Genomic DNA, 26,220 nt, shown 5'->3' on the forward strand with positions numbered 1-26,220 from the left:
TGTTAACCTTCTAAAAATTCTATTAATTCAGGGTCAGATACAATGCGGGTAATAATTTGCTCAGTCAACTTATTAAGCTGACCTTCTATTTTTGCTCGGTCGTGCCCCAGTGGCCCTGCTAAATTAGCATTGCCTCGGTATACTTTGCTAAAGTTACTGGTAGCGCGAATAACACGCACGCCAAACTCTATAGAAGCCGCGCTGGTGTGGCTCATTAGTTTTTCGGTAACAACTGCTTGCAAAGCATGAATATCTACTTCAAAGCGCACCGTGGCTAAGTTAGAAATGCTGGCACCGTTACGACTTAGGGCGCTGTCGAGCGCACTTTTTACTGAGGCTGTAATACCATGGCTGGCAAAAGTTTTGGTTTTGTCAGACTCTATAAGTTTTAAGGTGGCAGTATCGCCTCTTAAATCAATTACACTGGTACTTAAGCTGCTGTTGATTGAACTTATTTGCCCATTTTTATAAACAGGATTAAGTATTATCTGATTTGGCTGATTACTACATGCAGGCAGTGCCAAAAACACCAACCAAGGTAAAAGGTATTTTATAATTTGCATTTATAACATTCCGGTATTTTTTGTGGCACTAAGTACAACAAACTTTTTGTTAGAACCTAGTAGCTTGCAGTTACCAAACATACGGTTTAGTTTGTCGTGGTAATCTAAATGACGGTTACCAATAATACGCAATTCGCCACCTTCTTTTAAAGTATCTTTTGCTTCTTTAAACATTTGCCATGCAATGTGGTCGGTAACCGCTTGAGCTTGATGAAATGGCGGGTTACATAGCACCATATCAACACTGTCGCGCTCAAATCCCGATAAACAGTCATTTTCAACAAATGAACATTGCTCATATTTAGCTTCCATATTGAGCTCTACATTCAAGCGTGCCGATTCAACGGCCATATACGACTCATCAACAAAAGTAATATTTGCATTTGGGCAACGCGATAATGCCATTAAACCCACCACGCCATTACCACAGCCTAAATCAATAATGCTTTTAGCTTTATTGGTTTCTGGTAAGTAGTTAAAAAAGAACCGTGCGCCAATATCTAATGAATCACGCGAAAACACATTTGCATGGTTACTAATAGTAAAGTCAGTGCCTTCAAGTGGCCAATTTACCGGAAAATCAGCGGCTTTATACCCACCTTGTGCGTGGCTTATAATTAAGCGTGACTTTTTAACCGCTAAACTTGTTTTTGTTTCGCCAATAAACTGCTCAAACGCTTTAATTGTTGAATTATGCACATCTTTTGTTTTTGCCGCGGCAATAACAGGCGTTCCGGGTGCAAGCACTTCGCTAAGCTCAGACAGTTGATACTGTAAAAAGCCTAATGTGCGTGGTACTTTAATAAGTACCAAATCAACTTGTTCAGGTAAAGCCGATAAACTATCGAGCTGGCTAAAGGTAATAGCAGGTATTTTATTCTCTGCTAAGTTATAAGCTGCTGCTTGGTGGCTAATATAAGAGTCGTTTACTGAACAAACCGTTAATTGCTTGTGGCTAAAATAACAAGAAAGCGCGCCAAAACTATCATTTAAAATCAGCAAAGAGCGACAATCAGGATGATGTTCGCTAACATAGTCGATTAAATATTCGTCGGCTGAATCCCAAGCTTGTAAGCTGCGGTTTTTTTGATCCAAAGGAAAGCGTTCAAGAGTAAAGGTTTTATCGCCGAGCTGTGCTTGCATGGTCATAATAGTTTAGTGATCAGTAATCAAATGATAGGTAAATTCTAACATGCAACGGCCAAACGCCAACCCCCAACTGTTACCAAATGGCTTTTCTTATCAAAGTAGGGCGCTTAGTGCACAAAAAAGCCTCGATTTATTCTACTATTTACAGCAAAACCTGTGTTGGCAGCAGCCTAATGTTACGGTTTACAATAAAACGGGGCCAATTCCTCGGCTGCAGTGTTTTATCAGTGAAAACAATATTGAGTATGGTTATTCTCACAGTAAGTTAATAGTAGAGCCTTGGCCTGATGTTTTACTGGCGATGCGCAAACGTTTAGAGCGGCATTTAAACCAGCCATTAAATTCACTATTAGTAAATTATTACCGCGATGGTAACGATACTATGGGGTGGCATAGCGACGATGAAGCAGAGCTTGGCCATCAACCTACTATTGTTTGTATATCGCTTGGGGCTGAGCGAGTATTAAAACTAAAACACAAAGCTAGCAATAAAGTTACTAATTTAAAGCTACATAGCGGCAGCTGTTTAATTATGAGTGGCAATAGTCAGCGCGACTATCAACACGCTATTGCTAAGCAAACTACCTTGGCTCATCCGCGAATAAGTTTAACCTTTCGCTTGATAAAGCGTTAGCCATTAGGCTTAGCAAGTTGCTATAGTGGGCTTATAAATAAGTAACAATAATGGTTTATGTCATGCAGCAACAAATTCAACAAAAAATCAGCGATGCAATTGCCTGTAAGCATTTAAATGTAATTAACGAAAGCCATATGCACAGTGCTGGCAGCGACTCGCATTTTAAAGTGATAGTGGTTAGCGAAGAGTTTGCTGGTAAGCGCTTATTACAGCGCCATCGCGAAATTAATGAAATTTTAAAAGATGAATTAGCCAATCATATTCATGCACTGGCTATTCATACTTATACGCCAGATGAGTTTGCTGAACATAATGGTGAAGCGCCTGATTCACCCAATTGTATGGGTGGCTCTAAGTCAGCTTAAACAATTAATAGCGATTTGATTGATGTTTACACTCAAGATTAACTGATCAGATCAGTGTTTTTAGTATTAGCCTTTAAACTAGCGCTAATTTTTATTGTAAAGATATAGGATGATCAATGGTCATTAAGCCTAAAATTCGTGGATTTATCTGCACCAATGCCCACCCAGTGGGCTGTAGCGAACATGTTCAAGAACAAATTAATTATGTAAAGCAACAAGGTGCATTAAAAAATGCGCCTAAAAATGTATTAGTTATTGGTGCCTCTACAGGCTATGGCCTTGCATCGCGTATTACTGCGGCGTTTGGTGGCGGTGCTAAAACATTAGGTATTTTCTTTGAAAAAGAAGGCACTGAGCGCAAAACGGGTTCTGCAGGTTGGTACAATACAGCTGCATTTCAAAATGCTGCAGACGAAGCAGGCCTTTGGTCAAAAAATATTAATGGCGATGCGTTCTCAAACGAAATTAAGCAAAAAGCAATTGATACTATTAAAGCCGATTTAGGCAAAGTAGATTTAATTATTTACAGCTTAGCGTCTCCGCGTCGTACCGATCCTAATACCGGTGAAGTGTTCTCATCTACGCTTAAGCCAATTGGTAATGCAGTTACAACTAAAAATCTGAATACCTCAAAGCGTGAAATTGATGAAATAACCGTTGAAGCGGCAAACCAAGATGATATCGACAATACTATTAAAGTAATGGGCGGTGAAGATTGGGAAATGTGGATTGATGCACTAAAACAAGCCGATGTGCTAGCCGATAACTTCAAAACCACTGCTTATACCTACATAGGTAAAGAGCTAACATGGCCAATATACGGGCATGCAACGATTGGTAAAGCAAAAGAAGATTTGGATCGTGCAACGGCTGCTATTAAAGCTTCGACTAGTGATTTAAATGGCGAAGCGTATGTATCGTCACTTAATGCGGTAGTAACACAAGCTAGCTCGGCTATTCCTATTATGCCTTTGTATATTTCTGCTTTATTTAAAGTGATGAAGGCCGATGGCACCTACGAAGGTACTATTGAGCAAATACAGGCGTTATTTAGCGAAAACTTATACGGCGACACGCCACGTTTTGACGAAGGCGGTCATTTATTCCAAAACTATAAAGAGCTAGAAGATGACGTACAAGCACGTATTCAAGCTATTTGGGATAAAGTAGATACTAGTAGCATTGATGAACTAACCGATTATGTTGGTTATCATAATGAGTTTTTACGCTTGTTTGGTTTTGGTATACAAGGCGTTGATTATGAGCAAGAGGTTGACCCTGTTCAGCCTATTGCGAATATGATTGACTAATCAATTGTACAAAACAGTTTGAAAAGTCGCCTAGTGCGACTTTTTTATTACTGATTTTTTTATAAAAATAATGTTTCTTAGTAAACGTACAACTTTGGTCTAGCTTGAATTTTATTAAATAGCTACATCAAGCGTAAATAAGTCTTTCTCTGGTATAATTTTTATAAATACACTCGCATAGTGTTGCACAATGATGTTAAAATCATAGCAATATGTGAGGAGTTTTACTGCGTTGCTTGTTTAGTATTTATAGCAAGTTAGTTTTACACAACTTGTTATAGTTAATATGGCGACGTGGTTGATACGATTTTTCAGTTTCTTTCCGTTAATGTAGTGCAAGTGCGTATGATCAATATAAAAAAAGGTCTGGACTTACCCATAGAGGGCGCTCCTCAGCAAGTTATTCATGATGGTTCTACCGTCAAACGTGTAGCTGTGCTAGGTGAAGAATTTATCGGTATGCGTCCAACCATGCATGTTCGTGTGGATGACCAAGTGAAAAAAGGCCAGGTACTTTTTGAAGATAAAAAGAACCCAGGTGTATTATTTACTGCTCCAGCTTCTGGCACAGTAAAAGAAATTAATCGTGGTGCTAAACGTGTACTGCAATCTGTTGTTATTGAAGTTAACGGCAGTGAGCAAATCACCTTTGGTACTTTTTCTGATGCCGAGCTTTCGAGCTTAGATCGTGAAAAAGCCAAAGAAGTACTTATACAGTCTGGTCAGTGGACAGCACTTCGTGCTCGCCCATTCAGTAAAGTAGCGGCAGTGGATGCAAATCCTAGCTCTATTTTTGTGACCGCAATCGACACTAATCCACTTGCTGCAGATCCTGCGGTAATTATTGCTGAAAATGTGCAAGCATTCGAAGCAGGTTTAGCTGTTGTGTCGCGTTTAACCGACGGTAAAGTATTTGTTTGTAAACAAGCAGGTAGCCAAGTTCCTAGCTCATCTATAGCTCAAGTAGAAGTACATGAGTTTGGTGGTGTGCATCCGGCTGGCCTTGTTGGCACACATATCCATCATCTTGATGCAGTATCTATTAGCAAGCAGGTTTGGCATATTGGTTACCAAGACGTTATCGCCTTTGGTCACTTATTCCTTACCGGTGAAATTTACACTGATCGTGTAATTTCTCTTGCAGGTCCTCGCGTTAAAAACCCTCGTTTAGTGAAAACACAATTAGGTGCTTCATTGGATGATTTAGTTGCTGGCGAATTAGAAGACGGTGATAACCGTGTTATTTCTGGTTCAGTATTGTCAGGTTCTATTTCAAACGGTGTTCATGCATTCTTAGGTCGTTACCACGTTCAAGTATCTGTTTTACTTGAAGGTCGCGAAAAAGAATTGTTTGGTTGGATTGCACCAGGTAGTGATAAATTTTCCGTAACGCGTACCTTTATTTCTCACCTTGCACCGAGTCGTTTATTTAAAATGACAACGTCAACAGGTGGTTCAAAACGTGCCATGGTACCAATTGGTAGCTATGAGCGTGTAATGCCGTTAGATATTTTGCCAACTCTATTATTACGCGACCTATTGTCACGCGATGTAGACAGTGCAATGTCATTAGGCGCGCTTGAACTAGATGAAGAAGATTTAGCGTTATGTACCTTCGTTTGTCCGGGCAAATACGAGTATGGCGCAGCCCTACGCGATTGCTTAACTACGATCGAGAAGGAAGGCTAGAGAGATGGGTTTAAAAAAATATCTTGAAGATATCGAGCCGAATTTTGAAGCCGGTGGTAAATATGAAAAATTTTATGCTCTGTATGAAGCAGCAGCAACTATTTTTTATACACCAGGCTACGTAAATAAAGGCGCGACACACGTTCGTGACAACATCGACCTAAAACGCATGATGATTTTAGTGTGGATGGCAACGTTCCCTGCTATGTTTTTTGGTATGTTCAATATTGGCCATCAGGCCGCTGGTGCTTTAGCACAAGGTTTTGAACTAGCTAATATATGGCAAGTTGATTTGTTTCAACTGTTAGGCGGTCAATTAACCGCTGATGCAGGCTGGGGCGCTAAAATGTTCTACGGAGCGTGTTTCTTCCTACCAATTTATGCAGTTACTTTTGCTGTAGGTGGTTTTTGGGAAGTTATATTTGCTTCAGTGCGTAAACACGAAATTAACGAAGGTTTCTTCGTAACATCAGTGTTATTTGCACTTATTTTGCCAGCAACTATTCCTTTATGGCAAGTTGCGCTTGGTATTACATTTGGTGTTGTAATTGCTAAAGAAATCTTTGGTGGTACAGGTCGTAACTTCTTAAACCCTGCGTTAGCTGGTCGTGCGTTTTTATTCTTCGCATACCCTGCACAAATTTCAGGTGACACAGTATGGACAGCAGTAGATTCGTTCTCTGGTGCGACTATGCTTGGTCAAGCGTTTGTTGGCACACTTGATTTTTCAAACATGGAGTTATGGTGGAATGCGTTTTACGGTTTCATTCAAGGTTCTGTAGGCGAAACATCAACACTTGCATTATTAGTGGGTGGCTTGTTCCTTATTTACGTGCGTATCGCTTCTTGGCGTATAGTGCTAGGTGTATTTTTCGGTATGGTAATCACTGCATTACTGCTAAATACAGTTGGCTCTGAGACTAACCCAGTATTTGCTATGCCTTGGCATTGGCACTTTGTACTAGGTGGTTTTGCGTTTGGTATGTTCTTTATGGCTACCGACCCTGTGTCTGCTGCATTTACCGATAAAGGTAAGTTAGCTTATGGCGCGCTTATTGGTTTTATGGTTGTTATGATCCGTGTTGTGAACCCTGCTTTCCCAGAAGGTATGATGCTAGCAATCTTATTTGCTAACTTATTTGCTCCACTGTTCGATCACTTTGTAGTGCAAGCTAATATCAAACGGAGGTTGGCACGTAATGTCTAGTAATAACGAATCAATCGGTAAAACGTTAGCAGTAGTTGTTGCGCTATGTTTAGTGTGTGCAATTATCGTATCGTTTGCTGCTGTACAGCTTCGTCCTTTACAGCAAGCTAATAAAGCGAAAGATATTCAAAGTAATATCTTAGTTGCAGCGGGAATCGGAAAAGTTGAAAATGTTTCTGAAACATTCAACAACAAAATCGAAGTACGCTTAGTTAATATGAAAACGGGTGAGTCTTTTGCAAGCGACTCAAGTGAAGAAGTTCAGGCTAAGGTTAATGCATTTGACTTTGAAAAAAGCAAATTTGACCCTAAGCTAAGCTTTGCGCTTGCTGAAAAAGGCATTACTGACATTGCGGGCATTCAGCGCGTAACGACAGAGGCACCTGTATACATCTCTAGAGCAGATAATGGGTCAGTTGACACTATTATTGTTCCTATTCAAGGTTACGGTTTATGGGGCTTAATGTATGGTTTCCTTTCGCTTGAAAACGATGGCGAAACAATCAAAAACATTATCTTTTATAAGCATGGTGAAACACCTGGTTTAGGTGGCGAAATCCAAAATCCACAGTGGACTGCAAAATGGGAAGGTAAAGAATTACCTATCGATGTTGTAAAAAGTGGCGCTAGCAATGAGCATCAAATTGATGGTCTATCGGGTGCAACTTTAACGTCTAACGGTGTTGATAATACAGTTGACTTTTGGACTGGTGACAATGGCTTTGGTCCATTCCTTGCGGAAGTACGTAAAGGAGCATTGAAATAATGGCTGATACTAAAGAAATGAAAGCGGTCCTATTTGGCCCGGTTTTAGCTAACAACCCAATCGCACTACAAGTACTTGGTATTTGTTCTGCGCTAGCGGTAACATCTAGCTTAAAAAACGCATTAATCATGTCAATTGCTTTGACCTTGGTAACCGCGTTTTCTAGCTTCTTTATCTCGACTATTCGTAACCAGATCCCATCGTCAGTACGTATTATTGTACAAATGACGATTATTGCATCTTTGGTAATTGTTGTTGACCAAGTACTACAAGCATTTTCTTACGCTACGGCAAAAGAGCTTTCGGTATTTATCGGTCTAATTATTACTAACTGTATTGTAATGGGTCGTGCTGAAGCATACGCAATGAAGTCACCGCCACTTATGTCGTTTCTTGACGGTATTGGTAACGGTTTAGGTTATTCAGTAGTACTACTTACCGTTGGTTTCATTCGTGAACTATTTGGTAAGGGTTCACTATTCGGTGTTGATATTATCCCATTAGTACAAAATGGTGGTTGGTATCAACCTATGGGTCTATTGATATTACCACCGAGTGCATTCTTCATCATTGGTTTATTCATATGGGTACTACGTACTTATAAGAAAGACCAAGTAGAAGCTAAAGCGTAAGGGGCACACAGTGGAACATTATATTAGTTTATTTGTAAAAGCCGTTTTTATTGAAAACTTAGCGTTATCATTCTTCTTAGGCATGTGTACTTTTTTAGCAGTATCTAAAAAAGTAACCACATCAATTGGCCTAGGTGTAGCGGTTATTGTTGTATTAGGTATTTCGGTACCAGTTAACAACTTAGTTTACCATGCAGTGTTAGCACCGGGTTCACTTACGTGGCTTGGTTACCCAGATGCAGATCTTAGCTTTTTACGTTTCTTAACTTTCATTGGTGTTATTGCAGCACTTGTGCAAATTTTGGAAATGGCATTAGATAAGTTCTTCCCAGCACTTTACAACGCGTTAGGTATCTTCTTACCACTAATCACAGTTAACTGTGCAATTTTTGGTGCGGTATCTTTCATGGTTGAGCGTAACTATAACTTCGGCGAGTCTGTGGTTTATGGTATTGGCGCTGGTGTTGGTTGGGCACTTGCAATTACATTACTTGCAGGTATCCGTGAGAAAATGAAATATTCAGACGTTCCAGATGGCTTACGTGGTTTAGGTATTACCTTTATTACTGTTGGCTTAATGGCTCTTGGCTTTATGTCATTCTCTGGTATTTCACTGTAAAGGTAGCGAGGATAAATCATGGGTTATACTGATATTTTCTTAGGAGTTGGTGTTTTCATCGCTATCGTTGTACTACTAGTTTTAGTGATCATTGGTGCTAAATCTCAGTTAGTTGCAAGTGGCGATATCATCATTGGGATTAATGGCGACCCAGACAAAGCCATTAAAACATCAGCAGGTAGTAAGCTATTAGGCGCGCTATCTGAGTCAGGTATTTTCGTATCTTCTGCATGTGGTGGCGGTGGCTCTTGTGGTCAGTGTCGTGTACACATTAAAGAAGGTGGCGGCGATATTCTGCCAACTGAACTTGATCACATTTCTAAAGGTGAAGCCCGTGAAGGCTGTCGTTTAGCGTGTCAGGTAAATGTTAAAAATGACATGGAAATTGAGCTTGAAGAGTCAATTTTCGGTGTTAAAAAATGGGATTGTGAAGTTATCTCTAACGATAACAAAGCAACGTTCATTAAAGAACTTGTACTACAAATTCCAGATGGCGAGTCAGTGCCGTTCCGTGCGGGTGGTTACATCCAAATCGAAGCGCCAGCTCATCATGTTAAATATGCTGATTTCGATGTTCCAGAAGAATATCGTGGTGATTGGAACCATTTTGGTTTCTTCGACCTGGAGTCAAAAGTAGACGAAGAAACAATTCGTGCTTACTCAATGGCTAACTACCCAGAAGAAGAAGGCATCATTATGCTTAACGTGCGTATTGCTGCTCCACCGCCAAGAAACCTAAGCCTGCCATGTGGTAAAATGTCTTCGTACATTTGGTCACTAACTAAAGGCGATAAAGTAACTATTTCTGGTCCATTTGGTGAGTTCTTCGCTAAAAATACTGACGCAGAAATGATCTTCGTTGGTGGTGGTGCTGGTATGGCGCCAATGCGTTCTCATATCTTTGATCAACTTAAACGTTTGAACTCTAAGCGTAAGATGAGCTTTTGGTATGGTGCACGTTCTAGACGCGAAATGTTCTATGTTGAAGATTTTGACGGCCTAGCTGCTGAAAACGATAATTTCGTTTGGCACACCGCGCTTTCAGATCCGCAAGCAGAAGATAACTGGGAAGGCTACACAGGCTTTATCCATAACGTGTTATTTGAGAACTATCTTAAAGATCACGAAGCCCCTGAAGATTGTGAGTACTACATGTGTGGTCCTCCAATGATGAACGCGGCAGTTATTACTATGCTTAAAGATTTAGGTGTTGAAGACGAGAATATCTTACTAGATGATTTCGGTGGCTAATAGCTAAATGGGTTGAACCTATTTCAACCCTTAAAGGTCAACAAGATCTATATCAAAACAACTTAGTTTTGGTTAAAATATCAGCCTCGTAGCATATTATGCTACGAGGCTTTTTTATTCATAAAGTTTTATTCTTAAATTAATGGAAGTAGGGTTGTGATGAATCGTGTAAGTATTCCCCAAGGCATAATGGCCTTGTTTTTAATATCGCTGATTTTTTTACTTAGTGGATGTAATGAAAAACCACAGCCAGAGAGCTTTTACCTAGAAGGTAAAACAATGGGCACTACTTACCATATTAAATTTTACGATGAGCAGCCTCAGCGCGACGTAGTAGTGCTTAAAGAGGAAGTTGATGCTGTTTTACAAGATATAAATCAGTCTATGTCAACGTACATACCTGACTCTGAAATAAACACTTTTAACCGTTTACCAGCCAATGAAGTAATGCCAATAAGTGCAGACTTTAGAGCGGTTGTTACTGAGTCAATTCGATTAGGCGAATCAACTAAAACTCTCGATGTTACTATGGGGCCGCTCATTGATTTATGGGGTTTTGGCCCTAATAAAAAACCAACTAAGCGCCCAAGCGATGCAGCCCTAGCACAAATGCTGGCAAATATTGGCGTTGATAAACTTACCTTAACCGAGCAAGGTTTGGCTAAAACCGTTGATGGCTTAGAGCTGACGTTTTCGGCAACCGCTAAAGGTTATGGCATAGATAAAGTAGCGCAACTTTTAGAAAGCCATAATATTAGTAACTATATGGTAGAAATTGGTGGCGAGCTGCGTATAAGCGGTGTTAAACCCAATAATCAAGACTGGAAAATAGCCATTGAACAACCTGATGCACAGCCAGGTGAGCGTGAAGTGCATCGAGTTTTAGCGCCCGGTACCAATGGTATTGCTACATCGGGCGATTACCGTATTTTTTATGAAATGGAAGGTGAAACATACAGCCATTTAATCGATCCAGTAACAGGTATGCCTAGCCGTCACGATTTAGTATCGGTAACAGTATTGCACCCAAGTGCTATGACAGCAGACGGGCTTGCAACGGCATTAACCGTAATGGGTATGAAAAAAGCCCAAGCTTATGCACAAAAACATGATTTACCAGTGTATTTAATAGGAAAGTCAGATGAGGGTTTAATAACATATTCAAGCCCTGCATTTAAGCCTTATTTATAACGCTTAGGTTTATATTTTAATCACTAAGGTATATAATAACAGTTGCTCAAATATGTTTGAGCCTAATTTATTGCTGAACAATAGGGGCTAAGCAATGTCACTTTTTCTTCTTACTTTTACTTTACTTATTTTGATTGTGGCAGCGATGGCTGTGGGCATGATTGTACAAAAAAAATCTATGGCTGGTAGTTGTGGTGGCCTAGGTGCCGTAGGTATTGATAAAGCCTGCGATTGCGATGATCCATGTGATAAACGTAAACAGCGCATGGCAAAAGAGCAAGTTTGGAAAGAAAATCAAATTATGTAACGTATTTTTTATTTAAAACATACGTGTAAAAAAAAGCCCCCGATATTTAATTATTGGGGGCTTTTTTATATGCGTTATTAATAGCAGAGTAATAACGCATATAAAACGAAAACTAACTTAAGGCTAATTAAATTGTTATTGAACTGGACGTTGTTTTATCAATATAAATAAGCAAAATTTGATTAGGTATAAAAATTAATGAAGTAAAAATGCTAAATATTTATTATTTTTTCTTGTGCAGCCCACTCGCTTTGTTATACTCACGTTCGAACTTTCAGTAAGTTTTGAAAGTTTGATTGATGCAAATCAATTTCCACTTAGCAAGTTTGTGCTAGTCGGATCTAATTGTATTTAGCAGCTGATTTTAGGCTTACAGCAGGTGTGATTTGTTATTTTTCATTATTTGCGTATTGAGTTATTTTTGTTATTAGTCATTTAAGTAGGTTAATGTCTTTGAACGCACTATCTTGTAATCATACTAATGTTCAGCTTGCCTTTGGCGAGAGTGCATTGTGTGGGCGCTTGAATAAGGCTGGAAAAGGCGTGTGCGTGGCTATAACATTAGTCGTATTTAATACCCTAATGCTGCTAAGCGGAGCTGCAGAGGATGCATTTAGCCTTGAAGCTTTGTTAAGCGATAACACTTTTGTAGAGCCGTTATTACTAACAATTGCTGAATTTTTAGCTTATCCGATTATTTCTAGCCAGTTACTTATTGGCCTTTGTTGGTTATTGTTTCATACATTTTCAGCACGTCGTGCTGGAATAATTCTCCGTAAAGCAGCCTTTGCTTTTAGCGAGGCTAAAGTTAGCCAACCAGTGCAAGCCGCACATGGTTGTCGTGCTCCACCTAGCTTTACAGGTTGTCTGTAAGGTTACCCCTTGTTATTGGTTTAATTATTTTGTCTTGCTGTAAATAATTAGCCTGTTGTAAACAAAGTAGCTCAGTGTTTTTTAAACACATTTCAGCCAACCACCACTCACCCAAGTTAACTTTTATTACGTTATATAAATGCGTTTAGAAAGCTGGGTTTGTTGCTAGGTCTTTATTGGCATGAGCTTTAGATTTTGAATAGCCCCCTTATTTTTTTATAATTTGATATTAGTTAACTTGGGTTTACCGATAAACCGTTGCTTAGCGCTATTTTAAAGCAGCACCTTAGAACTTTTAGGTTTGTAGGATAGTCCCTTGATAATTCGTAACCTCTGTAATATTGCTTTAGCTAGTACAGTACTGGCGTTGTCAGGCTGTAAAGGCGGGATACTCGATCCAAAAGGGCAGATAGGCATTGATGAGAAAAACTTAATCATCATAGCTACTGTGCTTATGTTACTGGTAGTGATCCCCGTTATTGTGATGACTTTATATTTCGCTTGGAAATATAGAGACACACAAACTCATGAAATTTACGCTCCCAAATGGGCTCATTCTAATAAGATTGAAGCTGTTGTGTGGGCTGTTCCTATTGTTATTGTTGTTATTTTAGGTGTTATTACTTGGCAGTCTACACAAGCGCTAGACCCTTATAAACCAATTGAAGGCAAAGGCAAGCACCTCACTGTAGAAGTGGTATCGCTAAACTGGAAGTGGTTATTTATTTACCCTGAGCAAGGCATTGCTACGGTTAACGAGTTGGTGTTTCCGGCAAACGTGCCTGTTGAATATAAAATCACTTCAGAGAGCACCATGAATTCATTTTTTATTCCGCAATTGGGGAGTCAAATATACTCAATGGCTGGCATGGAAACCAAGCTGCATTTAATCGCCAATGAACCGGGTACTTTTAAAGGTTTTTCGGCCAATTACAGTGGTGCAGGTTTTACCGGTATGAAGTTTAATGCCATTGCTACTCCTACCCAAGCCGGTTTTGACAAATGGGTAAGCGATATAAAAGCACAAGGTAATAACCTTACTCATGCAAATTATGTTGAGCTGGCTAAAGCGAGCGAAAACAACCAGGTGGCCTATTACGGCGACGTTGAAGCAGGCTTATTTCATACCATAGTGATGAAATATATGGGCGCACACGGCGATATGAATAAAAAGCACCCTGCAATGGGCGAGCATTCAACGCACTCATCTCACAGCCAAGGCGAGGAATAACCATGTTGTTTTTAGGTAAACTTTCAATGGATGCAATTCCGTTTCATGAACCCATTATTATGGTAACCATGGCCGTTATTGCATTAGCTGGGCTTATTATTGCCGGGCTTATTACAAAATATAAAAAATGGGGCGTGCTGTGGCGCGACTGGATCACCTCGGTTGATCATAAACGCTTAGGCGTAATGTACATTTTATTAGCGTTAATTATGCTATTTCGTGGGTTTTCTGATGCCATTATGATGCGTGCTCAGTTAGCACTTGCTACCAGTGGCGCTCCTGGGTATTTGCCACCAGAACATTACGACCAAATATTTACCGCACACGGCGTTATTATGATTATCTTTATGGCCATGCCATTTATGATAGGTTTAATGAATATTATAGTGCCATTGCAAATTGGCGCACGTGATGTCGCTTTTCCATTTTTAAATAACTTAAGCTTTTGGCTTACTGCCAGTGGCGCTATTTTAATTAATTTGTCACTTATTTTTGGTGAGTTTGCAAAAACAGGTTGGGTGGCTTATCCACCGCTCTCGGAGCTAACTTTTAGTGCCGGGGTGGGGGTCGACTATTATATATGGGCGTTGCAAATATCAGGGCTTGGCACACTATTAACCGCAGTAAACTTTTTAGTTACCGTGTTTAAAATGCGTGCACCAGGTATGAGCTTAATGAAAATGCCGGTTTTTACTTGGACCTGTACATGGGCTAATATTTTAATTGCCGCATCATTCCCTATTTTAACTGCCGTTTTGGCCATGCTAACGCTTGACCGTTATCTCGATTTTCACTTCTTTACCAATGATCTGGGCGGAAACGCCATGATGTACATCAACCTATTTTGGGCGTGGGGTCATCCAGAGGTTTATATTTTAGTGCTGCCAGCATTTGGTGTGTTCTCTGAAATAATTTCTACCTTTACCAGCAAACGTCTATTTGGTTATAAGTCGATGATTTACGCCAGTGGTGCTATCTCTATTTTAGGCTTTATTGTGTGGTTACATCACTTTTTTACCATGGGTTCGAGCGCCAACGTTAATGCGTTTTTTGGGGTAATGACCATGGTTATTGCCGTACCAACCGGGGTTAAATTGTTCAACTGGTTATTTACTATTTACCGTGGCCGTTTACGTATAACCGTACCCGTATTATGGACGCTTGGCTTTATGGTTACCTTTACCGTAGGTGGCATGACCGGGGTGCTATTAGCAATACCTGGTGCCGACTACGTACTGCATAACAGTTTGTTTTTAATCGCACATTTTCATAATACTATTATTGGTGGCGCGGTATTTGGCTACCTTGCTGGCTTTGCATTTTGGTTCCCTAAAGCAATGGGCTTTAAGCTAAATGAAGGCTGGGGTAAAGGCGCATTTTGGTGTTGGATTATTGGCTTTTTTGTCGCGTTTATGCCGCTGTACGTATTAGGCTTTTTAGGTATGACCCGTCGTTTAAATCACACCAATAACCCAGATTGGAATATTTGGTTATACATAGCTGCAGTAGGCGCAGTCATTATTATGTTTGGTATTATTTGCCAAGTAATTCAATTGTATGTGAGCTTTAGAGACCGTGAAGCACTTGACGATGCTACCGGCGATCCATGGAACGGTCACACGCTTGAGTGGTCAACATCGTCACCACCACAGGCTTATAACTTTGCCCAAATACCGCATGTTGACGATATTGATGCCTGGACCGACATGAAAGAAAAAGGCCAAGCTTATCAAGGTAAAATAAGCTATAGCCCAATTCATATGCCTAAAAACACTTCGGCAGGGGTACTTATGGCTGCTAGTTTAACCGCATTTTGTTTTGCCATGATCTGGCATATTTGGTGGTTAGCTGCGGCAGGTTTAGTAGGAGGCATAGCTATATTTATCAAACGTTGTTATGCAAGCGATGTTGACTACTATGTGCAGCCCGACGAAGTAGCACGTATTGAACAAGCACATAACTTAAGTGCCACTATTTTAGCCACTGATAAGGAGCTAAACGCATGAGTACCTTGTCTGTTAGTCAAGAGTCAGTAACTTTAAACTCTGCAATTGTAAATACCAAACAGGATCATGATGCTCACGCGCATCATGATACCTCTAGTAATACTACTTTTGGTTTTTGGCTTTACTTAATGACCGATTGCCTATTGTTTGCCTCGTTTTTTGCTACCTACGCGGTGTTGTTTATGAACACCGCTGGCGGCGTATCGGGTAAAGATATTTTTGAACTCGACTTTGTAGCAGTAGAAACTGCCGCACTGCTTATTAGTAGTATTACCTTTGGTTTTGCAATGATAGCCGCGCAAGGGCAAAAAAAGGCGCTGACCTTAATATGGTTAGCGGTTACTTTTTGTTTAGGTGTGGTGTTTATTAGTATGGAGGTTTACGAATTTAATCACCTAATTGTGCATGGCAATGGTCCACAAAAAAGTGCTTTTTTAACCTCGTTTTTTGCATTAGTTGGCTTGCATGGTTTACACGTAACCGCAGGTTTAATTTGGATGAGTGTAATGATGATTGAAGTTGCTAAACGTGGCTTAGGTAAAGCAACCGTAACGCGTTTGAGCTGCTTAAGCTTGTTTTGGCACTTTTTAGATATTGTGTGGATTTGTGTATTCACCCTAGTTTATTTAATGGGAGCAATGTAATGATCCACAGCGAAACACATGCTTTAAAGCAAATGCAAAATGAGCATCACCACGATGAATCTCACGGCAGTGTTAAAAGTTATTTAATTGGTTTTGTATTGTCGGTAATTTTAACCGCTATACCATTTTATATGGTAATGAGTGGCGACTTTTCAAAAGCAACCACGCTTTACAGCATTATTACTCTAGCCGTAGTACAAATTTGGGTACATTTAAAATACTTTTTACACCTTAATTTTATTACCGAAGATGGCCGTGCAAGTACCTTCTCGTTTTTATTCAGTGCCCTAATTATTGTTATGGTGGTTGGGCTATCTGTTTGGATTATTTACGAATCTAACGCAATGATGATGTATTAGGAGCTAAAGATGTTTCGTCGTTATTTATCAGTAACTAAGCCAGGTATTATTATGGGTAACTTAATCAGCGTAGCGGGCGGGTTTTTACTAGCCTCCCGCGGTGATATAAACCCATGGCTAATGGTTGCTACCTTAATTGGCTTATCGCTAGTGGTTGCATCAGGTTGTGCTATTAATAATGTGATTGACCGAGATATCGATATTGCCATGGCGCGTACTCGCACCCGGGTAACAGTAACGGGCGAAATGTCTGCAATGGCTGCTTTATGTCATGGGGTGGTATTGGGGATTATAGGCTTTGGTTTATTAATAGCTTATACCACTCCTGCGGCAGTATTTTTTGCCGCTTTTGGTTACTTTATTTATGTAGGGGTTTATAGCCTTTACATGAAGCGTAACTCAGTTTATGGCACTTTTATTGGCAGTTTATCGGGAGCTGTGCCACCGGTTGTTGGTTACTGCGCAGTATCTGGGGAGTTTGATATGGGGGCGTTAATTTTACTGGTAATGTTTAGCCTGTGGCAAATGCCACACTCATACGCCATTGCTATTTTTCGCTTTAAAGATTACCAAGCAGCGGGTATTCCTGTATTACCTGTAGCGCAAGGTATTGATAAAGCAAAACGCCATATTGTGCTTTATATTGCCATATATGCCTTGGTTGTAATGCTGCTACCTATTAGTGGTTATACCGGTGCTGCTTTTATGGCGGTTGCCTGTATTACTAGTTTTTGGTGGCTGTTAATGGCGCTGCGGGGCTATCGTCGTAATATAGATATAAGCGGCTGGGCGCGTCAAGTATTCGCGTTTTCAATTATTAATATTACTGCACTTAGTATTGCTATGGCGGTAGATTATCAAAGCATAGCGCCGCAGTTACTCGTACTTAGTTAATTTAATCATACCTAATTAATACACCTAGTTAATAGTACCGAGTTAATTCCAAAGTTAACAAAGGCTCTGAGATATTCGAGGAGCCTTTTTTCGTTTTAACGCCCGCTGCAATATGTATTTATAGCAAAACTCTAAAACTATTAAAAACGTGCTGCTTGCTCAACTACAATGCCATGACGCTGAGCTAAACGCTGGTGATCTCTGTCGTAACCGCCGCCAATAACCGTAGCTACCGGAGTGTTGTGCTCAAGGCAGCGTTTAAGTACGAGATGATCGCGCTGCTCTATACCTTGCCAGCTAATATCGAGTTTGCCTAAACCGTCTTGTTGCCACACATCAACTCCCGCATCGTACAGCACTAAATCGGGGTTTAGCTCTTTGAGCAAAAATTGCAGGGTGTCGTCAACTATGCCTAAATACTCAGCGTCTTGCATATTGTTAGTTAAACCAATATCTAAATCGCTAGGGGATTTACGGAACGGAAAGTTTTTTTCGCAATGAATCGAGCAGGTATACGCATAAGGCTGATGTTGCAGCATGGCCGCGGTGCCATCGCCTTGATGTACGTCTAAATCAAAAATAAGTACATTAGTAACCTCACCCGACTCAATTAGTGTTTGCGTAGTAAAAGCCAAGTCGTTAACCATGCAATAGCCTGAGCCAAAATCAGTATGCGCGTGGTGTGTACCGCCTGCTAAATGGCATGCCATACCGTGTTTAAGGGCTAAGCGAGCGGTTTGTAGTGTACCTTGTGGGGCTGTAAAGGTACGCGCCATTAGCTCTTTTGACCAAGGTAGACCAATACGGCGCATGGCTTTTTCGTCTAATTGATTATGATATAGGTCGTGAATATAGTTTTCGCAGTGTACTAATTCTAGTGCCTCTGGCGTACCTAATAACGGCTGTACTAAGTTATCGCCAACTAATCCTAACTGCTTAACGTGCTGGTATAAATGTGCAAATTTACTCATTACAAAACGATGTTTAGGATCAAAGCTAAACGAGTAATTAGGATGATAAACTAACGGCAAGTGAGGATTTAGGGTCATAAAATTCTATTTGTAGTTATAGTTATAAAACAAAAGCCCTACATAAATGCAGGGCTTAATTATTGCCTAAAGCTTAAAATTAGCTGTTAGCCAATCTTTTTGTACTTAATACGCTTAGGTTGAGTTGCCTCAGCACCTAACGTCTTTTTAAGCCACTCTTCGTATTCAGTGTAGTTACCATCAAAGAAGTTAATTTGGCCTTCGTCGCGGTAATCTAAAATATGTGTAGCAATACGGTCAAGGAACCAACGGTCATGCGATATACACATTACACAACCAGGAAACTCTAAAATAGCGTTTTCTAGTGCACGTAGTGTTTCAACGTCCAAGTCGTTAGTTGGCTCATCGAGTAGTAACACGTTACCGCCAGCTTTTAATAACTTAGCAAGGTGTAAACGGTTACGTTCACCACCCGATAGGTCTTTAACAAATTTTTGCTGATCGTTACCTTTAAAGTTAAAACGGCTAACGTAAGCACGGCTTGGGAACTCAAAATTACCAATTTTAAGTACGTCTTGCCCGTCTGATATTTCTTGGAAAACAGTTTTGCTTTCGTCCATACCGTCACGGAACTGATCAACCGTTGCAATGTGTACGCTTTCACCTATGGTGATGTTGCCGCTGTCTTGCTGTTGCTCGCCGCTGATCATTTTAAACAGTGTTGATTTACCCGCGCCGTTAGCACCAATAATGCCCACAATGGCACCTTTTGGCATGCTAAAGCTTAAATCGTCGATTAATACACGGTCGCCAAAGCTTTTACGTAAGTTAGTTATTTCAAGCACTTGATCCCCTAAACGTGGGCCAGGCGGAATAAACATTTCGTTAGTTTCGTTACGTTTTTGATAATCAGACTGCTGCATTTCGGTAAACTGCGCCATACGTGCTTTTGACTTAGCTTGGCGGCCTTTAGGGTTTGAACGAACCCATTCAAGCTCTTGCGCAATTGACTTTTGACGTGCTTTTTCAGATTTTTGCTCTTGTTGTAGGCGCGCATCTTTTTGCTCTAACCACGAAGAGTAGTTACCTTCCCATGGAATACCTTCACCACGGTCAAGCTCTAAAATCCAACCTGCTACATTATCTAGGAAGTAACGGTCATGCGTTACCGCCACAACTGTGCCTTCGTAATCGTGTAAGAAGCGCTCTAACCAGGCAACCGACTCAGCGTCTAAGTGGTTAGTTGGCTCATCGAGAATAAGCATGTCTGGTTTTTCAAGTAACAGTCGGCATATAGCAACACGGCGGCGTTCACCACCCGAAAGGTGCTCAATTTTAGCATCCCACTCAGGTAAACGTAGTGCATCGGCAGCGCGCTCTAAAACGTTGTCTATGTTATGACCATCGTGCGCTTGAATAACCGCTTCAAGCTCGCCTTGCTCTTTTGCAAGTGCGTCAAAGTCAGCGTCTTCCATGGCGTATTCGTTATACACTTCGTCAAGGCGTTTAAGCGCGTATTTAACTTCGCCAACAGCTTGCTCAACGATTTCGCGTACGGTTTTGCTTTCGTCTAAAACAGGTTCTTGCGGTAAGTAACCAATTTTAGTGCCTGGTTGTGGAAAGGCATCACCTTCAAAGTCTTGGTCAACACCGGCCATAATACGTAGCAATGTTGATTTACCAGAGCCGTTTAAACCAAGCACACCAATTTTAGCGCCCGGGAAAAAGTGTAACGAGATGTCTTTTAAGATAGTGCGCTTAGGTGGCACAACCTTAGAAACTCGACTCATCGAGAATATAAATTTATCAGGTAAAACCATGGAAAAAACCTTCAAATAATAATAAAAATTACAATGCTCTATTGTAGTGGTTGACGGGTGAGGCAGTCAACGAATGGCCAATTTTAAACCGACAAACAAACTATAAAGTGCACAAAAACGATTATAAAATAGGATGAAAAAAATTCATTTGGATATTTAGACATCTATACATCTATTGATTGATATTTTTTCTTATCTGTTCATAATAAGTTTTCGGTTTTGATGAATAGGAGTAAAAGGATGCCAATTACAGTAAAAGACGAACTACCAGCTATTGCTCGCCTGCGCCAAGAAAACGTATTTGTAATGCCACAAACTCGTGCAAAAACGCAAGAAATTCGCCCCATGCGTTTGGCTATTCTTAACTTAATGCCTAATAAAGTTGAAACCGAAGTACAGTTTATTCGTTTGCTTGCCAATTCGCCCTTGCAAGTAAATGTAGAACTACTGCGTCTTGACACTCATCGCAGTAGCAGTAATTCAGAGCAGCACCTAGACACCTTTTATCGTTATTTTTCAGAAGTAAAAAACAATAACTACGATGCATTAATAGTTACCGGCGCGCCGCTAGCGCATTTAGAGTACCAGGATGTAGCTTATTGGGATGAGTTTACCGCAATTTTAGATTGGGCTGAGCAGCATGTTACGTCTACACTTTTTTCGTGTTGGGCAGCGCATGCAGCGCTTTATCATCATTATAAAATAAAGCGCGATTTAAAAACCGATAAACTGTGCGGCGTATTTACGCACCAATGTTACTTTGAACATGGGGCGTTAACGCGCGGCTTTGACGACACCTTTTTAGTGCCGCATTCGCGTTATGGCCATGTAGATGTAAATAAAATAAATGCTTGCAATGAACTAGTCGTGCTAGCGGGTTCTGAGAAAGTAGGTGCTTACTTAGTTAAAAATAAGTCGGGCAGCCAAGTGTTTATTACCGGCCACCCAGAGTATGACGCCGACTCGTTAAAAGCTGAATACCAACGCGATTGCGAAAAAAGCGACAATGCGCCCAAGCCCGAAAATTACTTTCCAGATGACGATGCAACTAAACAACCTTCAAAAACGTGGCAAAGCCATGCTTTTTTACTTTTTTCGAACTGGTTAAATTATTACGTGTACCAAACTACACCCTATGATATTAATTTAGTTAGCCAAGACGTAAGGACTAACAACTATGCCGAATAACCCTCTTAATAATGACCAAAATAAGCACGACGAACTAAGTGCAGCATTAAAAGAGCGAATTTTAATTTTAGACGGCGCTATGGGCACTATGATCCAAGCACACCAATTAGAAGAGCAAGACTATCGCGGTGAGCGCTTTAAAGATTGGCATGTACTTATTCGCGGTAATAACGATTTACTAAGTCTTACGCAGCCTAAAATAATTACCGATATTCATCGTAGCTTTTTAGCTGCCGGTGCCGATATTATCGAAACCAATACCTTTAACTCCACCACCATTTCGATGGAAGATTACGACATGGCTAATCTAAGCCGTGAAATAAACCTAGAGTCGGCAAAATTGGCACGGCTACTTTGCGATGAGTTTAGTGCTAAAACACCCGAAAAACCGCGTTATGTAGCAGGCGTACTTGGGCCAACATCAAAAACTTGTTCATTGTCGCCCGATGTAAACGATCCGGGTTATCGTAATGTTACTTTTGATCGTTTAGTTACTGCCTATGTAGAATCGACCTTGGCACTGATGGAAGGTGGCGCCGATATTATTTTAATCGAAACCATATTCGATACCCTCAATGCTAAAGCAGCATCGTTTGCAGTAGAAGAAGCGTTTGAGCAAGCAGGGCGCACATTACCAGTTATGATCTCCGGCACTATTACCGATGCCTCTGGGCGTACGCTTTCGGGGCAAACTACCGAAGCCTTTTATAACTCTATTCGCCATATTAAACCGCTTTCTATTGGCCTTAACTGCGCCTTAGGCCCAGATTTACTGCGCCAATATGTGCAAGAGTTGTCGCGTGTATGCGAAACCTTTACCTCTGTGCATCCCAATGCAGGCTTGCCTAACGAATTTGGTGGCTACGACCTAGAAGCAAAAGAAATGGCAACCGAAATTATTGATTGGGGTAAGTCGGGCTTTATTAATATTGTAGGTGGTTGCTGCGGCACCACACCTGCGCATATTCGCGCCTTTGCAAAAGGGCTTGAAGGCGTTAAACCACGCCAGTTGCCAGAAATTGAAGTACGCATGCGTTTATCGGGCCTCCAAGCCTGTAACTTAAATTAAGGAGCCGCCAACATGACTCAAAAAATAGCAGTATTTACTAATGTCGGCGAACGTACCAATGTAACCGGCTCCGCCATGTTTAAACGTTTGATCATGGAAGAAGACTATGAAACCGCGTTAACAGTTGCTCGCGAACAAGTAGAAAACGGCGCGCAGGTAATTGATATAAACATGGACGAAGCCATGTTGGACTCAAAAGCCGCCATGGTTAAGTTTTTAAATTTAATTGCCTCAGAACCCGATATTTCTCGCGTACCTATAATGGTCGACTCCTCTAAATGGGAAGTAATAGAAGCCGGTTTAAAGTGCATTCAAGGCAAAGCCATTGTTAACTCAATTTCGTTAAAAGAAGGCGAAGAGCCGTTTATTCGTCAAGCCAAAACCATTAAACGTTTTGGTGCAGCGGCTGTAGTTATGGCCTTTGACACCGACGGCCAAGCCGCTACCGCCGATAGAAAGTTTGAAATATGTGAGCGTAGCTACAAAATATTAGTAGAAGAAGTTGGCTTTGCGCCCGAAGACATTATTTTTGACCCAAATATATTTGCTGTAGCCACAGGGATAGAAGAGCACGACAACTACGCGGTCGAATTTATTGAAGGCACACGGCGCATAAAGCAAAACTTGCCGCACTGTAAAGTGTCGGGTGGGGTGTCGAATGTGTCGTTTTCGTTTCGCGGTAATAACCCAGTACGTGAAGCCATTCACTCAGTATTTTTATATCACGCTATTCAAGCGGGTATGGACATGGGTATTGTAAATGCGGGGCAGCTAGCCGTTTACGACGATATTCCCGAAGAACTACGCAAAGCCGTTACAGACGTAATACTCAATACCGACCCCGGTGCAGGCGAGCGTTTAGTAGAGCTTGCGCCTAAATACTCAGGTATGGCACAAGCCGAGCGCGTCGAAGATTTAGAATGGCGCAGTTGGAGCGTTGAAAAACGCCTTGAACATGCCCTTGTTAAAGGTATAACTACCTTTATAGACGAAGACACCGAAGAGTGCCGCGCAGCTGCCGCTAAACCTATTCACGTAATTGAAGGTCCGTTAATGGACGGCATGAACGTAGTAGGTGACTTATTTGGTGCAGGTAAAATGTTTTTACCACAAGTAGTTAAATCGGCCCGCGTAATGAAGCGCGCCGTAGCCTACCTAGACCCCTACATTGAGCTTGAAAAAGAAGAAGGTTCAACCAACGGAAAAATTGTAATGGCCACAGTAAAAGGCGACGTACACGACATAGGTAAAAACATTGTTGGCGTAGTACTGCAATGTAATAACTACGAAGTAATCGACTTAGGCGTAATGGTGCCTGCTGATAAAATACTGCAAACCGCAATCGACGAAAAAGCTGATATTATTGGTTTATCGGGGCTAATTACCCCATCGCTTGACGAAATGGTACACGTAGCCAAAGAAATGAAACGTCGTGGTTTTGAACTGCCGCTGTTAATTGGTGGTGCTACTACATCAAAAGCGCACACCGCCGTTAAAATTGAGCCTCAGTACGATAAAGGCGTAGTGTATGTGAGTAACGCCAGCCGTGCGGTGGGTGTGGTTTCAAACTTATTATCGAAAGAGCACAAAAGTGACTTTTTAGAAAAAACACAAGCCGAATACGTTAAAGTACGCGAGCAACAGGCGCGTAAAAAACCACGCTCAAAACCAGTGACAATTCAGCGTGCTCGCGATAACGCCGCAAAACTCGATTGGGATAACTACACACCACCAGTGCCTAAACAGCTTGGCGTGCAAGAGTTTAAAAATGTATCTATAACTACGCTGCGTAAATACATAGATTGGACGCCATACTTTATGACCTGGTCAATCGCCGGTAAATACCCGCGCATAATGACCGATGAAGTAGTTGGCGAGCAAGCGCAAAGCTTATTTAAAGACGCCAACGACATGTTAGACGACCTTGAAAAAGCAGGCAGCTTGCAACCACTGGGTGTAATTGGTTTATTTCCGGCAAACCGCGTTGGCGACGACATAGAAATATACACAGACGAAACACGCAAAGAGGTGTTAACTACCTCGTGCCATTTACGCCAGCAAACCGAAAAAACCGACTTTGCTAACTACTGCCTAGCTGATTATATAGCACCCAAAGGTACACCAGATTATTTTGGCGCGTTTGCAGTAACGGGCGGTTTGGAAGAAGACGCCCTAGCTAATGCGTTTGACGCCCAGCAAGACGACTACAACAAAATAATGATTAAAGCCGTTGCCGACAGGCTCGCCGAAGCGTTTGCCGAGTACCTACACGAGCAAGTACGTAAAGAATACTGGGGTTTTGCACCAGATGAAAACTTAGAAAACGATGAGCTAATACGCGAAAACTACCAAGGTATTCGCCCAGCGCCAGGCTACCCGGCGTGCCCAGAGCACACCGAGAAAAAGAAAATTTGGCAGTTGCTCGACACCGAAAAACGTATTGGCATGCAGCTAACAAGCTCGTACGCCATGTGGCCAGGTGCGGCCGTTTCGGGCTGGTACTTTTCACACCCTGAGGCAAAATACTACGCAGTAGCAGCGGTACAAAAGGATCAGGTTGAAGATTACGCTAAACGAACCAATATGACGTTAGAGGAAGCTGAAAGGTGGCTATCGCCTAACTTAGGGTATGATCCGGAATAGAGCGGAGTGGTCAGTTATCAGTAAAACAAAAACGAGCCAAATTTGGCTCGTTTTTAACAACTATTGTGGCAAATTAATTCAGAGTCTAGAATTAATTGGCCACAACACATTAATTTTATTATTCAATTTTTTAGATTAGTTTTTGGGTTGGCCACCAAGACAAATCAGTTCATTGGCTTCTTCTTTGCTCAAGTCACTTAGGAGTAAATCTAAGGTGATCTCAGTGCGTCGTTGGGCTGAACCAAACTTGTCAAAACCACCACACTTCACGGTGTCAATTTTTACCAGTGCGATAGTTTGGCTGTTGTCTTTTATCTCAATGTTCAAATAGCGCATATAACTAGCCATGTCCCACCACCAGTTTGCAGAGTAAGTCAGCTTAGGGTTATTTGTTACGTTAGAGTTAGACTGTGAAATATCGACAATTTGATATTTAAAGCCGTATTTATCTAACTTGCCAGCAATGATATGTTTAATTGAATCTTTAGTTTTACCATCATCGATTATTTGTATATTTTTGTTTGTTAAACTTTTTGAATCTAGTTTTTGAAGCTCAACAATTGCATTGTTAGCACAACCAGAGAGTAACAATATTGTAGATATAGCGGTGAAGCATCTTAACATTAAATTAATTTCCAATAATTATATAGATCTTATAAATAATACCATGGTAAAAATTGAACAGACACCCATCTTAATATTTGTAATATCAGTGTAATTAACTATGCTCTGTTTAGTACGATAATTAAGCAGGGTGTCACATGGCTATCGCAAGAAAACGTCAGGTTAGTTTGGTCGATACAAAATACTACCACTGT

General features: G+C 40.9%; 25 protein-coding genes. 20 read left to right on the top strand and 5 right to left on the bottom strand.

Annotated elements, in window-relative coordinates; genetic code table 11:
• Positions 1–2: 2 nt before the first annotated feature.
• Positions 3–563, bottom strand: a complete 561-nt coding sequence (locus tag HC000_RS13040) for a YajG family lipoprotein (RefSeq protein ID WP_011328903.1) — start codon at positions 561–563, stop codon at positions 3–5.
• Complete coding sequence (locus HC000_RS13045) at positions 564–1,712, bottom strand: methyltransferase (RefSeq protein ID WP_011328902.1); 1,149 nt, start codon at positions 1,710–1,712, stop codon at positions 564–566.
• A 43-nt stretch (positions 1,713–1,755) separates the two neighbouring features.
• Here HC000_RS13045 and HC000_RS13050 point away from each other — a divergent pair, with 43 nt between their 5' ends.
• The 17 genes from HC000_RS13050 to cyoE all read left to right on the top strand — a co-directional run bounded on the left by HC000_RS13050 (position 1,756) and on the right by cyoE (position 17,693).
• Complete coding sequence (locus HC000_RS13050; RefSeq protein ID WP_011328901.1) at positions 1,756–2,346, top strand: alpha-ketoglutarate-dependent dioxygenase AlkB; 591 nt, start codon at positions 1,756–1,758, stop codon at positions 2,344–2,346.
• Between the two features lie 62 nt (positions 2,347–2,408).
• A complete protein-coding gene (locus HC000_RS13055; protein ID WP_011328900.1) occupies positions 2,409–2,714 on the top strand; it encodes a BolA family protein in 306 nt (101 codons plus the stop codon).
• Positions 2,715–2,830: 116 nt separating this feature from the next.
• Complete coding sequence (fabV, locus tag HC000_RS13060) at positions 2,831–4,024, top strand: enoyl-ACP reductase FabV (RefSeq protein WP_086993907.1); 1,194 nt, start codon at positions 2,831–2,833, stop codon at positions 4,022–4,024.
• Between the two features lie 345 nt (positions 4,025–4,369).
• Positions 4,370–5,713 carry a Na(+)-translocating NADH-quinone reductase subunit A gene (locus HC000_RS13065; RefSeq protein ID WP_011328898.1) on the top strand — a complete coding sequence of 448 codons (1,344 nt, stop codon included), beginning with the start codon at positions 4,370–4,372 and terminating at the stop codon, positions 5,711–5,713.
• A gap of 4 nt (positions 5,714–5,717) precedes the next feature.
• Positions 5,718–6,920 carry an NADH:ubiquinone reductase (Na(+)-transporting) subunit B gene (locus tag HC000_RS13070; protein WP_011328897.1) on the top strand — a complete coding sequence of 401 codons (1,203 nt, stop codon included), beginning with the start codon at positions 5,718–5,720 and terminating at the stop codon, positions 6,918–6,920.
• On the top strand, positions 6,913–7,686 hold the full coding sequence (locus HC000_RS13075; protein ID WP_011328896.1) for a Na(+)-translocating NADH-quinone reductase subunit C: 774 nt from the start codon (positions 6,913–6,915) through the stop codon (positions 7,684–7,686). Before HC000_RS13070 ends, HC000_RS13075 begins: the two co-directional genes overlap by 8 nt.
• Positions 7,686–8,318 carry an NADH:ubiquinone reductase (Na(+)-transporting) subunit D gene (locus HC000_RS13080; protein WP_011328895.1) on the top strand — a complete coding sequence of 211 codons (633 nt, stop codon included), beginning with the start codon at positions 7,686–7,688 and terminating at the stop codon, positions 8,316–8,318. Before HC000_RS13075 ends, HC000_RS13080 begins: the two co-directional genes overlap by 1 nt.
• A 10-nt stretch (positions 8,319–8,328) precedes the next feature.
• Positions 8,329–8,937: an NADH:ubiquinone reductase (Na(+)-transporting) subunit E gene (gene nqrE, locus HC000_RS13085; RefSeq protein WP_011328894.1), complete on the top strand. Its 609-nt coding sequence runs from the start codon at positions 8,329–8,331 to the stop codon at positions 8,935–8,937.
• 18 nt (positions 8,938–8,955) lie between these two features.
• Entirely contained in the window at positions 8,956–10,188 is a 1,233-nt protein-coding gene (gene nqrF, locus HC000_RS13090; protein ID WP_011328893.1) for an NADH:ubiquinone reductase (Na(+)-transporting) subunit F, read from the top strand.
• Between the two features lie 159 nt (positions 10,189–10,347).
• On the top strand, positions 10,348–11,379 hold the full coding sequence (locus HC000_RS13095) for an FAD:protein FMN transferase (protein WP_179807878.1): 1,032 nt from the start codon (positions 10,348–10,350) through the stop codon (positions 11,377–11,379).
• 94 nt (positions 11,380–11,473) lie between these two features.
• Entirely contained in the window at positions 11,474–11,686 is a 213-nt protein-coding gene (gene nqrM / locus HC000_RS13100; protein ID WP_011328891.1) for a (Na+)-NQR maturation NqrM, read from the top strand.
• Between the two features lie 453 nt (positions 11,687–12,139).
• Positions 12,140–12,559: a hypothetical protein gene (locus HC000_RS13105; RefSeq protein ID WP_041454755.1), complete on the top strand. Its 420-nt coding sequence runs from the start codon at positions 12,140–12,142 to the stop codon at positions 12,557–12,559.
• A gap of 316 nt (positions 12,560–12,875) precedes the next feature.
• Positions 12,876–13,790: a ubiquinol oxidase subunit II gene (gene cyoA, locus HC000_RS13110; RefSeq protein ID WP_086993897.1), complete on the top strand. Its 915-nt coding sequence runs from the start codon at positions 12,876–12,878 to the stop codon at positions 13,788–13,790.
• A gap of 2 nt (positions 13,791–13,792) precedes the next feature.
• On the top strand, positions 13,793–15,796 hold the full coding sequence (cyoB, locus tag HC000_RS13115; protein WP_179807874.1) for a cytochrome o ubiquinol oxidase subunit I: 2,004 nt from the start codon (positions 13,793–13,795) through the stop codon (positions 15,794–15,796).
• Complete coding sequence (cyoC, locus tag HC000_RS13120) at positions 15,793–16,440, top strand: cytochrome o ubiquinol oxidase subunit III (RefSeq protein ID WP_011328886.1); 648 nt, start codon at positions 15,793–15,795, stop codon at positions 16,438–16,440. The genes cyoB and cyoC overlap by 4 nt, the downstream gene beginning before the upstream one ends.
• Complete coding sequence (gene cyoD, locus HC000_RS13125) at positions 16,440–16,799, top strand: cytochrome o ubiquinol oxidase subunit IV (protein WP_179807875.1); 360 nt, start codon at positions 16,440–16,442, stop codon at positions 16,797–16,799. The genes cyoC and cyoD overlap by 1 nt, the downstream gene beginning before the upstream one ends.
• Positions 16,800–16,808: 9 nt before the next feature.
• Positions 16,809–17,693 (top strand): heme o synthase, encoded by an 885-nt coding sequence (gene cyoE, locus HC000_RS13130; protein WP_089368635.1) that lies wholly within the window; start codon positions 16,809–16,811, stop codon positions 17,691–17,693.
• A 140-nt stretch (positions 17,694–17,833) separates the two neighbouring features.
• On the opposite strand, the gene HC000_RS13135 is transcribed toward cyoE, so the two are convergent.
• Positions 17,834–18,742 (bottom strand): histone deacetylase, encoded by a 909-nt coding sequence (locus HC000_RS13135; RefSeq protein WP_011328883.1) that lies wholly within the window; start codon positions 18,740–18,742, stop codon positions 17,834–17,836.
• Positions 18,743–18,828: 86 nt separating this feature from the next.
• Positions 18,829–20,502, bottom strand: coding sequence for an energy-dependent translational throttle protein EttA (gene ettA / locus HC000_RS13140; RefSeq protein ID WP_011328882.1), 1,674 nt, complete (start codon positions 20,500–20,502; stop codon positions 18,829–18,831).
• A gap of 240 nt (positions 20,503–20,742) precedes the next feature.
• Here ettA and metA point away from each other — a divergent pair, with 240 nt between their 5' ends.
• Genes metA through metH form a run of 3 tightly spaced genes read left to right on the top strand, consistent with a single transcriptional unit; the run spans position 20,743 to position 25,402 of the window.
• Complete coding sequence (gene metA, locus HC000_RS13145) at positions 20,743–21,690, top strand: homoserine O-succinyltransferase (protein ID WP_011328881.1); 948 nt, start codon at positions 20,743–20,745, stop codon at positions 21,688–21,690.
• Entirely contained in the window at positions 21,680–22,759 is a 1,080-nt protein-coding gene (locus tag HC000_RS13150) for a homocysteine S-methyltransferase family protein (RefSeq protein WP_179807876.1), read from the top strand. Before metA ends, HC000_RS13150 begins: the two co-directional genes overlap by 11 nt.
• Before the next feature lie 12 nt (positions 22,760–22,771).
• Positions 22,772–25,402, top strand: a complete 2,631-nt coding sequence (gene metH / locus HC000_RS13155) for a methionine synthase (RefSeq protein ID WP_179807877.1) — start codon at positions 22,772–22,774, stop codon at positions 25,400–25,402.
• Between the two features lie 135 nt (positions 25,403–25,537).
• Here metH and HC000_RS13160 read toward each other — a convergent pair whose 3' ends face one another.
• The gene (locus HC000_RS13160; protein WP_011328878.1) at positions 25,538–26,026 is read right to left on the bottom strand and encodes an Sbal_3080 family lipoprotein; all 489 of its coding nucleotides are present in this window, start codon (positions 26,024–26,026) and stop codon (positions 25,538–25,540) included.
• Between the last annotated feature and the right edge of the window lie 194 nt (positions 26,027–26,220).

This window comes from Pseudoalteromonas sp. MIP2626 (genome assembly GCF_013414205.1).
Taxonomy (GTDB): Bacteria; Pseudomonadota; Gammaproteobacteria; order Enterobacterales; family Alteromonadaceae; genus Pseudoalteromonas; species Pseudoalteromonas nigrifaciens.

Coding starts and splice junctions, on each gene's coding strand:
- HC000_RS13150 (WP_179807876.1), top strand. CDS start 21,680: ATGCCGAATAACCCTCTTAATAATGACCAAAATAAGCACGACGAACTA.
- cyoD (WP_179807875.1), top strand. CDS start 16,440: ATGATCCACAGCGAAACACATGCTTTAAAGCAAATGCAAAATGAGCAT.
- metA (WP_011328881.1), top strand. CDS start 20,743: ATGCCAATTACAGTAAAAGACGAACTACCAGCTATTGCTCGCCTGCGC.
- HC000_RS13050 (WP_011328901.1), top strand. CDS start 1,756: ATGCAACGGCCAAACGCCAACCCCCAACTGTTACCAAATGGCTTTTCT.
- nqrF (WP_011328893.1), top strand. CDS start 8,956: ATGGGTTATACTGATATTTTCTTAGGAGTTGGTGTTTTCATCGCTATC.
- HC000_RS13080 (WP_011328895.1), top strand. CDS start 7,686: ATGGCTGATACTAAAGAAATGAAAGCGGTCCTATTTGGCCCGGTTTTA.
- HC000_RS13070 (WP_011328897.1), top strand. CDS start 5,718: ATGGGTTTAAAAAAATATCTTGAAGATATCGAGCCGAATTTTGAAGCC.
- cyoC (WP_011328886.1), top strand. CDS start 15,793: ATGAGTACCTTGTCTGTTAGTCAAGAGTCAGTAACTTTAAACTCTGCA.
- HC000_RS13065 (WP_011328898.1), top strand. CDS start 4,370: ATGATCAATATAAAAAAAGGTCTGGACTTACCCATAGAGGGCGCTCCT.
- HC000_RS13095 (WP_179807878.1), top strand. CDS start 10,348: ATGAATCGTGTAAGTATTCCCCAAGGCATAATGGCCTTGTTTTTAATA.
- HC000_RS13160 (WP_011328878.1), bottom strand. CDS start 26,026: ATGTTAAGATGCTTCACCGCTATATCTACAATATTGTTACTCTCTGGT.
- HC000_RS13045 (WP_011328902.1), bottom strand. CDS start 1,712: ATGACCATGCAAGCACAGCTCGGCGATAAAACCTTTACTCTTGAACGC.
- cyoE (WP_089368635.1), top strand. CDS start 16,809: ATGTTTCGTCGTTATTTATCAGTAACTAAGCCAGGTATTATTATGGGT.
- nqrM (WP_011328891.1), top strand. CDS start 11,474: ATGTCACTTTTTCTTCTTACTTTTACTTTACTTATTTTGATTGTGGCA.
- HC000_RS13075 (WP_011328896.1), top strand. CDS start 6,913: ATGTCTAGTAATAACGAATCAATCGGTAAAACGTTAGCAGTAGTTGTT.
- HC000_RS13055 (WP_011328900.1), top strand. CDS start 2,409: ATGCAGCAACAAATTCAACAAAAAATCAGCGATGCAATTGCCTGTAAG.
- ettA (WP_011328882.1), bottom strand. CDS start 20,502: ATGGTTTTACCTGATAAATTTATATTCTCGATGAGTCGAGTTTCTAAG.
- cyoB (WP_179807874.1), top strand. CDS start 13,793: ATGTTGTTTTTAGGTAAACTTTCAATGGATGCAATTCCGTTTCATGAA.
- fabV (WP_086993907.1), top strand. CDS start 2,831: ATGGTCATTAAGCCTAAAATTCGTGGATTTATCTGCACCAATGCCCAC.
- metH (WP_179807877.1), top strand. CDS start 22,772: ATGACTCAAAAAATAGCAGTATTTACTAATGTCGGCGAACGTACCAAT.
- HC000_RS13040 (WP_011328903.1), bottom strand. CDS start 563: ATGCAAATTATAAAATACCTTTTACCTTGGTTGGTGTTTTTGGCACTG.
- HC000_RS13135 (WP_011328883.1), bottom strand. CDS start 18,742: ATGACCCTAAATCCTCACTTGCCGTTAGTTTATCATCCTAATTACTCG.